Here is a 15277-nt window from a genome sequence, read left to right on the forward strand (position 1 = left end):
TTTTTACGCAGAGAACCCCTCCAGCACAATCTTGCCTACAGAGCTGTTACTTTCAACCTGCTTGTGCGCGCGGATCAGATTTTCTGCGTTAATGGCTCCGTAGTGCTCGCCCTGCGTTGACCGAATTATCCCTTTGTCGATCAGCTGTGACAGCGCGGCTAACAGGTCGTGTTGCTTCTGCATATCCGCAGTACTGAACATGGAGCGGGTATACATGAACTCCCAGTGAAGCGAGATCGACTTGGTCTTCAGCTTGAGAACATCCAGCCCCTCCTGCGGGTCATCAATCAGCGCCAGCTTGCCCTGTGGTGCCAGCACCTCTACCAGCTGATCAAAGTGCTCGCCGGTATGGGTGAGACTGACCACGTGGGTCACGCCGTCGAGCCCCAGTGCCTGTAACTGCGGCAGCATGGGTTGGTGATGATTGATCACATGGTCCGCCCCCAGATCCATCACCCAGCTTCGGCTTTTTTCCCGCGAAGCGGTGCCAATGACAGTTGCCCCCGTCAGCTTCTTGGCCAGCTGGATCAGGATTGAGCCAACGCCACCTGCCGCGCCAACGATCAGTATCCGGGCAGCCTCACCGGTGTCGGTAAAACCCTGTGCATACGGTTTCACGTCGGCGGGCAGTTGCGCGACAAACCCCAGGCGGTCAAACAGCAATTCCCAGGCGGTGATCGCAGTAAGCGGCATGGCTGCAGCCTGAGTATCGGAGAGCGACGCCGGCTTTATCCCGACAATCCGCTCATCCACCAGCTGGTACTCTGCGTTAGATCCCTGGCGCCTCAGGTCCCCCGCGTACCAGACCGAGTCACCGACCTCAAACAGAGAGACCTCGTCTCCCGCAGCCACCACCTCTCCCACAGCGTCCCACCCCAAGACCTTGTGTTCAGCTTTATCAGGGGCGACAGACACGCGGATTTTCGTATCTACCGGATTTACCGAGATGGCGCGTACCTTCACTAAGAGATCCCGCCCGGTGGCGTGTGGCATCGGCAGGTTCACATCGGCAAGGGCACCAGGCGCGTTGATATCAAGGGGCTGGGTATAGGCAACGGCTTTCATAAAGTTGACCCTCGGTTGTATCCCCATGGTATGGAGACGAATATAGGTTGACCCGGGTATTGTCGCCATGGGATTACATGCTATAAACAGATCAATACAACAAACATATTCAAAATATTTTTGATAATGAATACCGACGATCTACAACTGTTTGTGCATACGGCTGATATCGGCAGCATTACCCGCGCGGCCCAGCAAATGGACCTAACTCCTGCCGCTGCCAGCGCCGCACTCAAGAGGCTGGAAAAGCAGCTCCAGGCGCAGCTGTTCATCCGCTCTACCCGCCAGCTGCGGATTACCGAGGAAGGCGAACGGTTTCTGATGTACTGCCGAAAAGCGTTGACGGTGCTGGAAGAAGGACGCGCGGCCCTGGGGAACAGTGGTGGGAAGATCGCCGGTGAGCTGCGTCTGTCCGCCCCATCGGATCTGGGGCGTAATATCCTGCTGGGCTGGCTGGATGAGGTCATGAGCCTGCATCCGGAGCTCAGCATCAGCCTGACGCTGGGAGACTCTTTATCCGACTTTTATCTGGACCGGGTGGACCTGGCGATCCGCTATGGCAATCTCGCCGACTCCTCGCGTATCGCCTTTAAACTGGCAACAACAGAGCGCGTACTCTGTGCCTCCCCGGACTATATTGCTCGATTTGGCGCCCCGGAGAACGCCCAGGCACTGCTGCAACACAACTGCCTGTTATTCCAGCTAAGCGGTCGCGTCAATGATATCTGGGAGCTGGTTCCCGCCAAAGGCTCCGAACATAAAGCGGAAAAAATTCGAGTCACCAGCAATCGCACCACCAATGACGCTGATGTAGTTCGCCGCTGGACCATCGCCGGCAAGGGTATTTCATTCAAAGCCAGACTGGATATGTCCAATGAACTGCGCAACGGTACACTGGTGCGCGTCCTGCCAGAGCTTCAGTCGCACCCGATCGAGCTCAACCTGGTGTGCCCTTCACGCAGACAGGTCACCCCGGCGGTGCTGCTGTTGCGGGATTTTCTGCGGCAAAAATTCGCACAACAGCTGGCGCAGTAACTACGACCCTTGGCCGCTACCTCAGCCGCCCCTCTGTACTCAAAGCCCGTGCTCCCGGGCAATGGCATGCAAACCAAGTGCGGCGAAGGTATCACCGGAATAATGCCTGTACGGAAGCCTGAAATACTCCATAGCCTTGCCATAAGGTACAGCCAGAGAATCACCACAGATCAGATGGATGCGCTCTCCCCGTCGCAGTTTCCCACTCACGGCCGCAACCTCGCTGCCGATCAGAAGCCCAGAGAGATAAGAAGCACTGGCGCTTACTGGCTGCAACCCCAGCACGGATCGACTGCGGGCATTAAACAGTTGATGGATCAGCCCGGACTCTTGAGCACTGGCGGCCAGCCCGGCAACGAAAGCCGCGGAGGAAAACTGCTGCTTGTCTTGTACCAGTACACTGTGCTCGGTCAGTAGCGCGTACAATTCGCCAGTAAAGGCGGTACTGAAGCTACAGATCTCACCACCTTCCACCTGCACCCACTTGCTATGGGTACCGGGCAGGCAAAGCGTGCTTTGTGCCTGCTCCTGCTCACTCGCCTGAGTCAGCCAGCCGATTACCTGCGTTTCTTCGCCGCGCATCACCTCCGCGGTACCAAGGTCGGTAACGCACTTCACGCCCGGGACACACCAGGCGGTGAGGTGAGTATCCGGGACCTTTACCAAATCCCGGCCGAGTGACCTGCGGGACGCAGGGCAGGCCACGTAAGGCGCCTCATACCAACCAATACCGGAGCCCACCATTCCGCACAGCAACAGCGGCAGGTCATCGCTGCCCATCGCCAGTATCTGAGCCTTCAGATAGGCTTCCATCTCCGGCTGCGGTACGCTTTTCACCCCGCGGTTCGAACTGATCTGGCCGACAATTTTTCCGGCCCCATCCACACGCATCAGCCGGAAACTACTGGTCCCCCAGTCACACACCAGCACCTCATTCATTAGCGTACCCTCGGCTATCCATTTGATATATCTATTGGTTGACTGTTGACCATTGACGGATAATCCACATGGAACTGCCCTAGCACCACGGATTCTGGTTCTGTCCCGCCATTCTGGTTTGGGATTTAACCAGCATTATTGTCCATTGTTAACAATTTGATGGCGATTTTTTTACCGGCCTGCGGTACTATCCGTGTAACGGGAACCTGTTGTAGATTTGTTACAAGTTCCAGCGGCATCCACCCATGTCCCGGTGCCGCCGGCTGCCGCCGCCGGGAGCGCAACATGAGATGTGATTTGCGCGAAAGGCGGCGTACAGGGTAGGCAGCTGTATCCGAGAACCTAAGTCACGGTAGGAGGGGCGACTCCCCTGCCTCAAGATAAATGGTGAGCAGAATCCATCATGCGTGAAGCCACAAAGATTATTCCGGTACGCGAGCAGATTGCGGACCAATTACGCTCCGACATTATTTCCGGAGAACTCGCCCCCACAACCAAGCTGAACGAGCAGCAACTCGCCAATCGCTTTGGGGTGTCCCGCGGTCCGGTGCGCGACGTACTCTTGCAGCTCACCAAAGAAGGCCTGCTGGTTGCCAAGAACAACTGCGGGGTATCGGTAAACAGCGTGCTGGATCCGTCCATGCAGGAGCTGATGATTGACATTCGCCGCCGCATCGAGGTGTTCGCCATTTCCCAGCTGAAAGGCAAGCTGACCGAGATGGACTTTGCCGAACTGGAAGACATTCTGGTGCGCCTGCAGGACGCCTTCGACGCGCAGGAATTTAACGAGGTCACCAAGGCGGATATCGATTTCCACCGTTACCTGGTACACGCTGCCGGCGGCGACGAACTGACCAACCTCTGGTACCCCATCGTGCTGCGCATGCGTATGAACTACAAGCGTATCTCCAAGCCGAAAGACTGTGTGGACGAGCACCGCGCGATACTGGATGCCCTCAAGGCCAACAAGATCAACGTGGCCACGACTGCACTGCGTGCGAACATCAAGTAATCCGTATACCGAATTCTTTAAGCCCGACCAAGTGCCGTAATGCTGTTCACTTAAGTAATTCTGTGGCGGCGCCGCTACCGGGTGCGGTCTTGTGAGACACGCCGTAAACCCATCCCTGGGGGCTCTGCACCGCCATCCCTGGGGGCTCTGCACCGCCATCCCTGGCGGTGAAGGTCTCACAAGACCGCACCCGGTATCTTCGCCTTCAGCTACGTTAAGTGAACAGCATTAGGCCAAGTGCCGGGCTTTTTTGCGCCTGAAACCTCGCAATAGACAGAAAAACTCGACAGGTAAAAAAAGCGGGGACATTAGTCCCCGCAAAGATGTTCATCCTGATGAGATGAAAGGAAGCCTCCGGAAGTCGCTCACACTTCCGATAAGTAAACGGTTTTCTTGTCCACGTACTGCTCAAGTCCGTAGCGACCATCCTCGCCACCAATGCCGGATAGTTTCCAACCGTTGTGGAAACCCTGATGCTGCTCGCCAATACCGCGGTTCACATACACCTCTCCCACTTCCATTTCCGCAATGGACTGGTGGATATAGCGCAGGTTTTCGGTAAACAGGTAGGCAGAGAGGCCGTACTCGCTGTCGTTGGTGTAGGCGATAGCCTGATCGATACTGGAGATCTTCACGATCGGTAGAATCGGACCGAAGGTTTCCTCGTGCACCAGAATGTTGTCCTGCTGAACATTGGTGAGCACGGTCGGCTCGTACCAGTTGCCCCCTTCGAAGCCAGCAACTTGCGCGGGCTTGCCGCCAGTTAGTAGCTCCGCCCCCTGGGCGATACTTTTCTGCACCAGCTCGTGGATATGCTCGATTTCACGGGCATTTACTTTGGGCCCCATCTGCGAGGATTCATCCAGCGGGTTACCCACTTTCAACGCCTTCACCTTGGGCAGGAACCTGGCCATAAATGCGTCGTATACCTTCTCGTGTACGTACAGGCGCTCCGCACAGGTACACACCTGGCCGCAGTTGGCATAGCGGGTCCACAGTGCGGCTTCCGCAGCCTTATCCAGATCTGCATCTTCCATCACGATAAATGGCGCCTTACCACCCAGTTCCAGCATGACCGGAATCATGTGTTTGCCACTGGCCTGGTGAATAATCTGGCCGGCGCGAGTGCTGCCGGTCATGGTGATCATCGCGGTCAGCGGGCTTTCGCACAGGGCCTGGCCAACAATGGAGCCTTCACCGTTGACGATATTCAGCACGCCTGCGGGAATACCCACTTCGTTGGCAATGCGACCCAACTCCATGGTGGTGAGCGGTGTTTCCTGAGTTGGCTTGATGACAATGCTATTGCCGGTCACCAACGCCGGGCCGATCTTGCGCCCAGCCAGAGCCAGCGGGAAGTTCCACGCGGTAATCGCCACAACAACGCCGCGAGGTACCTTGTGGATGTAGATTTTTTCGTCTGTATTATCAGAGGGCAGGATATCGCCCTCCAGCGTCAGCGCGTTGTCGCAGGCGTACTCAATAAACGTTGCGGTCGCGTTGACTTCATCGCGGGCCACACCAATCAGCTTGCCCTGCTCTTTTACCAGCAGCTCTGCCAGACCTTCGGTCTCGGCACGAATCGCCGCGGCAAACTTGCGCAACAGCGCCGCGCGATCACGAGCGGTGCACTTCGCCCAGGCCTTCTGTGCCTGCTTGGCATTGGCCAGCGCCGCTTCCGCATCTTCCGCACAGCCTTTGGGAATATTCCCCAGCACCTCACCGGTGCTCGGGTTCAGCACTTCAATAACGCCATCGGCCCTGGAGGCAATGTATTCGCCGTTAACGAAGTTCACGTTGTTTTTAATTGCAATTGCCATGGGTTATCTCCCCATCCAGCCACCGTCCACCAGTAGGACGCTGCCGTTCATATAGTTAGAAGCTTCGGAAGCCAGGAATACCACCGGGCCTTTAAAGTCTTCCGGCTCTCCCCAGCGGCCCTGGGGAATACGCGCGAGAATACTCGCCGCACGCTCGCTGTCTTCGCGCAGGGCCTGGGTGTTATCGGTCGCGATATAACCCGGTGCGATGGCATTCACGTTCACGCCTTTGGACGCCCACTCATTGGACAGCGCCATGGTGATCTGGCCGATAGCCCCTTTACTGGCGGCGTATCCCGGTACGGTAATGCCGCCCTGGAACGTGAGCAGGGACGCGGTGAAGATAATCTTTCCGGAACCCTGCGCCACCATTTCCTTGCCGATTTCGCGGCTCAGAATAAACTGGGCATTCAGATTGACTTCGATCACCTTGTCCCACAGGTCATCCCCGTGTTCCGCCGCCGGTGCACGCAGAATCGTACCGGCGTTGTTCACCAGAATATCGATCCGGGCGTGTTCACTTTTTACCTTGTCGATAAAACCGTACAGAGAACTGCGATCGGAAAAATCGCACTGGTAAGGGAAAAATTGCTGACCTGCCGCGGATACTTCCCGGCCTACGTCAGATTCATTCAGATCCAGATTGGCCGATACACCGATGACGTCGGCACCTGCTTCCGCCAGGGCCACCGCCATGGCTTTGCCGATGCCTCGGTTACAGCCGGTAACCAGGGCTTTTTTGCCGGCGAGGCTGAATTGTTGCAACATCGTTTTACTCTCTAAATTCTTTAATTGGCGAATCGCGGCTCAGTCTTCCGCGCCGCAGGCGACCAGCGCTTTCATGCCGGATGGGTTGCCATCCATGGACGCAAAGGCACTGCCGATATCGTTCAGCTGCGCCACCTTGCTGATGAAAGGCACCAGATCGATTTTTCCACTGGCAACCATAGCGATGGCCTGCTCAAAATCCTGCGCTTCATAAACGCGGGCACCAACCAGCTCCAGCTCGCGCCAAAAAAACTTGAACAAATCCAGTTGCGGCTTCTGGGAATGAATCGCCACCATACAGATGCGACCGCGCACCGCCGCGATCTCGGTCATGGCATCCACCGCCGGCTGCACCCCGGAAACCTCAAACACCACATCGGCACCTTTGCCGCGGGTCCAGTCTTCTACAGCCGCCTTCAAGTCCTGCTCAATTGGGTTCACCGCCAGGGCACCGGTTTTTTCCGCAAAGGCGCGACGCTCGGGGCTCGGCTCCGAGATCATTACCTCGGCGCCAATACCGAGCGCGACCTGGGCAACCAGCTGACCGATTGGGCCACCGCCGAGAATCACGGCTTTCTCGCCAGCCTTAAGACGCGCGCGGGCAATATCGTGACAGGCCACGGCCAAGGGTTCGATCAATGCGCCCTGCTTCAGGGACACATTTTCCGGCAGCTTGTGCAGAGTGCGGGCTTTCACATTCCAGTAGCTCTGAAATGCCCCCACAGAATCGATGCCCATAAATTTCAGGTTGTGGCAGATATGGCTGTGGCCGTTATCGCAGGCCGGGCAATCGCCGCAGTAATCCAGCGGGCGCACCACGACACGCTCGCCCACGGTATAGCCTTTTACATTTTCACCAACTGCATCCACCACACCCGACATTTCGTGGCCTACAACCTGCGGCGGCTGCACACGCTGATCCATCACACCATGGTAGATATGCATATCGGTGCCGCAGATCCCCACGTAACCCACCTTCAGGCGCACCTCATCCGCAGCGGGTGCCTCACAGCGCCCCTCGACAACTTCAAAGGATTTGTTACCAACATACTGAGCAGCTTGAGCTTGCATGAACATCACCTGTTAAGATTGCTTGACCAGATGCGGTCGCAGCAGAGTTTCATCAAAGGTCACCCCGGTGCCCGGCTCGTTGGAGGCAACGGCGCGGCCGTTTTCCAGCACGATCGGACGGGTGGTGTATTCGTCGATAGGGAAGGAATGGACTTCCAGATAGCCCGCATGGGGCTGGCTCGCCATCAGGGATACATGCAGCTCGTGCATACCGTGGCTGCACACTGGCAGGTTGTGTGCGTAGGCCAGCTCTGCCACTTTCAGCCAGCCGGTAATACCGCCGATATTGGAAGCGTCCGGCTGCAAGAAACCGAGTTTGGCCTGCGCAATGGCATAGGTGAACTCGTGCACTGTGTGCAGGTTTTCGCCCATGGCCAGTGGAATATTGATGGCATCAGCAATACGGCCGTAACCCAGATAATCGTCGGGAATGGTGGGCTCTTCGAACCAGGTAATATCGCAGTGATCAATGGCGCGACCAAAGCGCACCGCCTGTTCGATGGTCATGGAGTAGTTGGCGTCCACCATAAAGGTGACATCGTCACCGATCAGCTTTCGCACCGCTTCCACGCGCGCCACGTCTTCCCGATAGTCTTCCTTACCCACCTTGATCTTCACGGCATTAAAGCCGCGGGCCAGGTAGCTGGAAATGTTGTCCAGCAATTTGGGCTCGGAGAAATTCAGGTCGATACCGCCGGCATAACACTTGCTGGAATTGCCGGCACCACCAGCCACCTTCCACAGGGGCAGGCCCAGACGTTTGCACCGGAGATCCCACAGAGCAATATCCACCGCAGACAGCGCAAAGCTCAGCAGGCCACCGCGGCCCACATAATGCAGATGGGTTTGAATTCCCTCCCAGATGGCAAAGATATCCGACGCATCGCGACCTTCCAGCAGCGGCTGAATATCGTCCTGTAACAGGGAGTAGATGGCGCGACCACCGCGACCACCGGTGTAGGTATAGCCAACGCCTTCCAGTCCATCCTGACAGCGCACGCGGAACACCAGCACCTCAAAATGAGTGTGGTCACCGTGGCGCGCATCGGTGAGCACTTCCGCCAGAGGAACCTGGTAATACTCAACCTTGGTGGCGGCGATGGTGCTCGAAGACAGCAGCTCTGTAGCCTGCTCTTGTACTTCCATCAACATGGAGGAACCCCAAAATCCGTGATTTTTTATAAGCACAACGTTTATTCACTGATTAGACTTCAATCAATGGAACCATTGTATATTGTTAACAATTAACATCAATCATTTTTTTGCCCGTAGCGGCGCGAATACAGCTCCCGGTTCAGAGCCTGGGCCGCAGCTACCAGCGGCCCATAGGGCTCGTCCGCTACGGTGACAAAGCCGACGTTGTAGTTTTCCCCATCCCAGGCGCGGCCGGAGGCTGGTGAATCGATGTACTGGAACCACTGGGCACCCACAAACCAGGGGTTGTCGATGATGGTGTGCATATAGCCGCGGAACATTTCGCCGCGCTCTTGCTGGCTCTCTGCGGATACCAGGCCCGCGTGGAAGCTGCCGGAGTCCGTCGCACCCATATGGAATTCACCGATGATGGAGGGCTTGTCGATTTCCGCGAGGAATTCCCAGTTATCTGCCGCCAGCCCCTCGGTGTAGAGGTTGTAGCTCACCACATCCACATGGGCAGCAGCCCCGCGCACCACCTCTGGTGTCATTCCCCAATCCGCAAAGCGGGCGCCGAGAAAAAGGTGGTCAGGCATAACATCGGCCAGCTCGCGCTGCACCACGGAGAAGAATCGGGCAGAAAGGGATTCCAGCAGCAGAGAGAAGTCCTCCCGCAACTGCCCCTCAATTTTGGGTTCACCGCCAGCTCCTTGAGAGAGCGAAAAGCCTGCGGCAAACGCTTCCCAGGAAGGAATAGACCGGGAAGGAATAGAGGAGAACCAGGCGCGAGACAGCCCCTCCACACTGGAGTATTTGTTTTTCAGGATTTCGACAAACGCGGCCTTGGCGGGGCTCTCTGCGGCGTCACGCGTCAGAGTATGAATAATCAGGCCGTAGTGACCGGCGTCGGTTTTGGTGTTGCCCCAGCTCAGTTCGTTTTCAATGTACACGCCCATACACCAGGGATCGCCCCGCACTTCGGCAGCGACCTGTGTCACGGTGCGTTTTACGGAATTGACAAACTCCGGATCGAACGGATCATGCAGTGGCCCCCAGTAATCGTTGCCACTGCTGACGCGCTTGTGCTCGCCGCGAATCCAACCATTGGCCACATAAGCAACCTTACGGTTGTCGTATAGCGATGGATCGGCCCAGTTACCCAGGGTAGTAAATCCCCAGTTCAACTGGCGGTCAACGGTTACCTCACGCCAGCGCTGCAGATAATCCGGTCCATATTTCCGCTGCAGATTTGCCCGATAAAAACTGTATCCCTGCCCTTTCTCTACCGGCCCCATATGCACCACGGGACGATAAAAATAGTGGGCAGCGAGCGGATCGTCTTTTTCCGGCAACCACTGAAACAGGTCCCGGCGCAGCTCTGATGCTATTGTCTCTCCCCGCCCTGTGTCCGGATCCGCAAAATCCACACCGGTCATGGTGACGGTGTTGTCCATACGCATATTGTCGACGCCAGTGGCGAAAAACAGGTAACCCTCCGGGTCAATCAGCGCCCACTGCCCATCGATTTTTTGGGTCCGAAAATAGCCGGTGGATTCATAGCGCGGCCCCTCCGCCCAGCCACCAAAACGGGAACGATCCGGAAAGTTCGAAGACTCAGAAAATGCTTCTGCCTCACGCTGCGCACTTGCACGTAGCTCGTCATCGCTATGAATCTTTTCCGGGTAGTCCTGAGGTGCATACTGCCCGTACCGATCGAAGATTTTCTGCAGCTTTTGCGGCTGGAAATCGCCGTTGGATGTCAGCGCGATATCCTCAAACACCAGGGCCCGGTCACTGAGGATACTCTTCATATTGAGCTCGATGCGGCGAATATTCGCCAGATCCAGCGACTTGCTGCCCCACATCCAGGTCATTGCCGTCGCCGCGTTGTCGTAGAGTGCCGGCGCATCCCGCATACCGGTATCCAGGGCAAGTGCCGGGCCATTCAGATCGAAATAATAAGTACCGGTCCCGCCTGCGGGCACATTGAACGAGCGCGTACCATAAGTCTCGTCATCGTAGACCGACACAAACAACTGCGCCGAGTGGTCCCCGGGATTGGTTACTTTCAGGGACAGACCGATATTCTCCCCGGCACCACTCCAGTCCCAGCCAGAATCCGGGGCAAGGTCCAGTCGCGGCTCATAGGTGTTTTTGTAGAAAACCGCGTGCAACGGGGAGATTCCGGTGTCCACCGGCAGTCGGGAAAGCGACACTCCGTGCCCTTCCACACCTGCGGGAATCCCACGGCCACCAGTCAATAAAGCCGGCGGGTATTCGTGCTCGTTGCCCGGACCCGCAACTACTGCGCCTTCATCGCCTGGCTGACCGCAGGCAGACAGCAGCACAGGAGCCACGGAAAGCCACAGTATTCCGAAACGAAGTTGCTTCAACACACATTGAACTGAGGACAAAGAGATCGACATTGAGCTAACCGGGACCAAAAGATCGTTATTCTATTTTATTAACAATATTTTGTTAACAATCTACAGTCATCCAGGCTCAATGTAAACGTTTCTATGTCCCTTGAGGGACTTAAACCCTTGTTTTACCGATAAAAAAAGCGCGATGCCCTCTCGGACACCGCGCTTTTCTCCGTCGCCCTGTTTTTGGCGCAGGTACGTTTGAACTACCTATCTATTCAAGCAGGCGTCGATGCCGGGTAGGGCTTTCCAGGACCTTCCGCGAGAGAGACCCGTGGAAGAGCCCCCATGGATGGGTTCACGGCGTGTCCTGGGAAGCCCTACCCGGCAGCGTCGCCGCCACCGAACTTTCTACAGCGCTCGAAAAATCACTCGACAGGCTTCACATCGCCAAAGCGGCGCTCGTACAGATCCTCATGGACTTCCTTGGCCGCCTTGACCAGCTCCACGTAGGGAACATCCGCTACCGACACAAACCCATTCGCGTAGTTCTCGCCGTCATAGGCGCGGCCAGTAATTGGGGAGTCCATGTACTGGAACATATGCACACCCACAAACCAGGGGTTGTCGATAAACGAGTGCATATAGTTCTTGAACATACGGCCGCGGTCTTTCTGGTCCGCAGAGATTACGATCCCCGGGTGGAAGTGGCCCTGATCGTCCGAGCCGAAGCTGAACTCACCAATCAGGCTCGGCTTGTCGATCTCTGCCAGGAACTCCCACTTGGATGGCACCAGCCCCTCCTCGTAGAGGTTATAGCTGATGATATCCACGTTCTTGCCCGCCGCCTTCACAATCTCCGGAGGCATACCCCAGCTTGGCAGACGGGAGCCGAGATACAGGTGATTCGGCATCACCGACTTCATCGCCTTGCGAATAGTGCCGAAGTACTGATTGCCGTATTCAAACAGCAGAGTCGCGTAATCTTCGCGCTGCGCATCGGTCGTGAGGCTCGAGTCCATGCCCTTCTCAAAGGCTTCCCAGGACTTCACCTCTTTGTTCCAGGCCTTATTCAAGGCTTCTATGGTGCCGTACTTCTCTCGCAATACCTTGGTGAAGGCACCCTTGGCTGGGGTGTCTGCTGCATCCCGTGTCAGCGTATTGATCACGATACCGTAGTGAAGTTCGTCGCTTTCCAGTCGACCAAAACTCTGCTCGTTGTCAAAAAACACCCCCATACACCAGGGACTGTTTTCAACCTGCTCGCTGACCGACTTTGCCGCCACTACCGAGCGCTGATAGAAACGAGGGTCGTAGGGATCAGGTACCGGATGCCAGAAATCGAAACCGCTACTGAGAGTACCGAACTCACCAATAATGTCCGCGAAAGCGACATACGGAATCCGCTCCTGCTCATAAAAGGGTTCCGCGGCCCAGTTGCCCAACGAAGTGAACCCCCAGTCCAGCATGCGGTCGACAGTGACCTTCTGCCAAGTATCCAGATAGGATTCCGGATATGTCTCGCCATAGCGACGCTCCAGGTTGGCACTGTAGAAACTGAACGTCTCACCGTGCTTGAGCGGCCCCGATTGTGTCTCACGCCGGTAGCCGTAGTGATTCCCCAGTTCATCATCATAACCGGGCAGCCAGTTAAACATTTTCGCGCGGGTTTCCGATACCAGCGTACGGGTCGCCCAGGCTGCCTTATCTACTCGGTTCAGGGGCTGATCGTCTTCCGCAATCACCTCGTCGGCGCTGCGCTTCGGGATCAATTTCTGGTCGTAATCGTAACCGGTGATGGTGGAAGAATTGGACAGACGGATGATGTCGATACCGGTGGAGAAATACAGATATCCTTCCGGGTCGACGATAGCCCACTTACCGTTGAATTTCTCGGTGCGGAAATAGCCGGTGGCTTCCAATTGGGGGCCACTCTTCCAGCCACTGAATTTGGAGCGGTCGGCGTTGGGTTTACCAGACAGGCTGGCCAGCTCTTCCTCAACCACTTTTTTCAGTTCTTCATCGGAGTGGATCTTGCCTTCATAATCCACCTTGGCGTTCTGACCATATTTGTCCAGCAGCCCGGTAAGGAAGTTTTCATCCATCGGAGGATTGGCCCGCAGACGCAGGTTATCAATGGTGTACTGGCGATCGCTCAGGCTGCCATCGGTGCCGAAGGAAATCTGGGTAATGCCAGACAGATCCAGCAGTTTTTTACCCCAGAAGGAGTGCAGCATAATGTCATCAGACTGCCAGGTGGGCGGGTTGGAACGCAGGCCAGAGGCGAAGTTGAATTCATTCTGGGCGGCAGCCTCAGGGTCTTCCTGATCGTGTCCGTGCAATTTCGCGTAGTAAGTACGCGACAGACCATCCGCCGGCACTACCAGGCCGCGAGTATAGAAATCACCATTTTTATCGCCCATGGTGACATCGATCTGCACCGACTCTTCACCGTGGTTGGCCACATCAAAGGCAAGGTTAAAATCGGAATATTCGCTCCAATCCCAAGCCTCCGCCGGCTGAATGATCAAGCCGGCACTATTGTTATTTGCAAGATTGAGTTTGACCTGCAGCGCTTTACCGCCAGCACCGTCATCCACCAGATTGGCGGTGCCGTTATTGACCTGAACAGACGCAGGAATACCGCCCTGATCGAAGCCTTCCAGCAAGAAATCCTGAGCCAGCAGATTGGAATCGGACGCGGCGGCAACACTCGCCGCAGTCTCGTCGGCTTTCGGCTTAATACCCTTCTGCTCGCCGGAGCAGGCCGCCAGACCACCTAGGGTGGTGGCAGTGATCGCGAGGCTCAGCGCAGAGCGCATTAGGAGTTTGGAAAATCGCTTGGTGTCCATCGTAGTACTCGTTTTAATTATTGGTTGCCTGACGCAAATACTTGAAAGAATTTATTACCAGTTGGTGTAACTGCCGTCTGGCTTGTACAGCCGCGGGGCTTCCCAGAATTTGAACGACTGCTCGGCAATCATTTCCTCATGCACATCAATACCGATGCCCGGCGCATCGCCCACCGGATATACCCGATTCACTTCTTTCGGGCGGTTGATGAAATATTTATCGTGATCGGTTTTGTTGCTGTCGTAGGGCGCTATCTCACACCAGGAAAGATTCGGCACCGCCGCACACATCTGAATGGTCGCAGCGGTACACACCGGACCCAGCGGGTCGTGGGGCATAATGTCGATGTAGTGGCTTTCCGCCATGGCCGCCACTTTCATCGCCTCGGTCAAACCACCCACGTTACACACGTCGATGCGGGCAAAGTTGGTGAGGTCGTTTTCGATATAGGGCATAAAGTCCCACTTGCTGGCGAACTCCTCACCGATGGCAAAGGGCACATTCACCAGTTTGCGCAGCCCCTGGTACGCGGTAACCGATTGATCGCGGATTGGCTCTTCGAGAAAATCGAGCACACCCTCACCCAGTTTCTGGCAAAAGCTGGCCGCTTCCGCGACAGTAAAACGGTGGTGATAGTCGATACCCAGCACCAACTCATCCCCCAGCTCCTGACGGATTTCCTTCAGACTGCCGGCTGCGGCAGCAATGGATTTGCGCACGTCAAAAGTGGTGGGTTTGGTGGGCGAACCGTGTTCGCCGGTGGTTGCCCGGATCACTTCCCAGCCCTGCTCGCGCAGCGCGCGAAAGTCGTCCAGCAGCGCCTGCCCCATGGGTTTGGTGGAGGTAACGAACAGCGGAATCTCATTGCGCTGCTTGCCGCCAAGTAATTGATAGGTCGGCACGTTCAGCGCCTTACCGGCGATATCCCACAGGGCGATGTCGATAGCAGAAATGGCTGCGGTAAGCACCCGACCACCCTCGAAATACTGGCTGCGATACATCTCTTGCCACAGGGCACCAATGTTGCGTGCATCGCGGCCAATCAAAAATTCTCGGAAATGTTTTACCGCACCGGCCACCGCCAGCTCGCGACTGGATAAGCCGGACTCCCCCCAGCCATAGATTCCCTCATCGGTTTCCACCTTTACCAAACACAGATTGCGGTGCCCAACCCAGGCCGGATATACCTTGATGTCGCTAATCTTCATACTCGCATT

General features: G+C 56.2%; 11 protein-coding genes. 2 read left to right on the forward strand and 9 right to left on the reverse strand.

Features of this window, described 5'->3' with window-relative positions; genetic code table 11:
- Positions 1–3: 3 nt before the first annotated feature.
- A complete protein-coding gene (locus AU11_RS05070) occupies positions 4–1065 on the reverse strand; it encodes a zinc-binding alcohol dehydrogenase family protein (RefSeq protein WP_043316959.1) in 1062 nt (353 codons plus the stop codon).
- 126 nt (positions 1066–1191) lie between these two features.
- Between AU11_RS05070 and AU11_RS05075 the strand changes: the two genes are divergently transcribed.
- Positions 1192–2100, forward strand: coding sequence for a LysR family transcriptional regulator (locus tag AU11_RS05075; protein WP_043316961.1), 909 nt, complete (start codon positions 1192–1194; stop codon positions 2098–2100).
- A 39-nt stretch (positions 2101–2139) separates the two neighbouring features.
- On the opposite strand, the gene AU11_RS05080 is transcribed toward AU11_RS05075, so the two are convergent.
- On the reverse strand, positions 2140–3039 hold the full coding sequence (locus AU11_RS05080; protein WP_081847940.1) for a 2-dehydro-3-deoxygalactonokinase: 900 nt from the start codon (positions 3037–3039) through the stop codon (positions 2140–2142).
- A gap of 403 nt (positions 3040–3442) precedes the next feature.
- On the opposite strand from AU11_RS05080, the gene AU11_RS05085 reads away from it, so the two are divergent.
- Positions 3443–4051: a GntR family transcriptional regulator gene (locus tag AU11_RS05085; RefSeq protein ID WP_043316962.1), complete on the forward strand. Its 609-nt coding sequence runs from the start codon at positions 3443–3445 to the stop codon at positions 4049–4051.
- A gap of 365 nt (positions 4052–4416) precedes the next feature.
- On the opposite strand, the gene aldA is transcribed toward AU11_RS05085, so the two are convergent.
- The 7 genes from aldA to AU11_RS05120 form a co-directional block, all read right to left on the reverse strand.
- A complete protein-coding gene (aldA, locus tag AU11_RS05090; protein ID WP_043316964.1) occupies positions 4417–5871 on the reverse strand; it encodes an aldehyde dehydrogenase in 1455 nt (484 codons plus the stop codon).
- Between the two features lie 3 nt (positions 5872–5874).
- Positions 5875–6639, reverse strand: coding sequence for an SDR family NAD(P)-dependent oxidoreductase (locus AU11_RS05095; RefSeq protein WP_043316967.1), 765 nt, complete (start codon positions 6637–6639; stop codon positions 5875–5877).
- Between the two features lie 39 nt (positions 6640–6678).
- On the reverse strand, positions 6679–7710 hold the full coding sequence (locus AU11_RS05100) for a zinc-binding dehydrogenase (RefSeq protein ID WP_197023765.1): 1032 nt from the start codon (positions 7708–7710) through the stop codon (positions 6679–6681).
- A 12-nt stretch (positions 7711–7722) separates the two neighbouring features.
- A complete protein-coding gene (locus AU11_RS05105; protein WP_051686965.1) occupies positions 7723–8862 on the reverse strand; it encodes a mandelate racemase/muconate lactonizing enzyme family protein in 1140 nt (379 codons plus the stop codon).
- A gap of 98 nt (positions 8863–8960) precedes the next feature.
- Entirely contained in the window at positions 8961–11240 is a 2280-nt protein-coding gene (locus tag AU11_RS05110) for an agarase (RefSeq protein ID WP_156035141.1), read from the reverse strand.
- Positions 11241–11635: 395 nt separating this feature from the next.
- Positions 11636–14059 (reverse strand): beta-galactosidase, encoded by a 2424-nt coding sequence (locus AU11_RS05115; RefSeq protein WP_043316972.1) that lies wholly within the window; start codon positions 14057–14059, stop codon positions 11636–11638.
- 54 nt (positions 14060–14113) lie between these two features.
- A complete protein-coding gene (locus AU11_RS05120) occupies positions 14114–15268 on the reverse strand; it encodes a mandelate racemase/muconate lactonizing enzyme family protein (protein ID WP_043316974.1) in 1155 nt (384 codons plus the stop codon).
- Positions 15269–15277: the final 9 nt, after the last annotated feature.

The sequence above is a fragment of the Microbulbifer sp. HZ11 genome (assembly GCF_000708675.1).
Lineage (GTDB): Bacteria > Pseudomonadota > Gammaproteobacteria > Pseudomonadales > Cellvibrionaceae > Microbulbifer.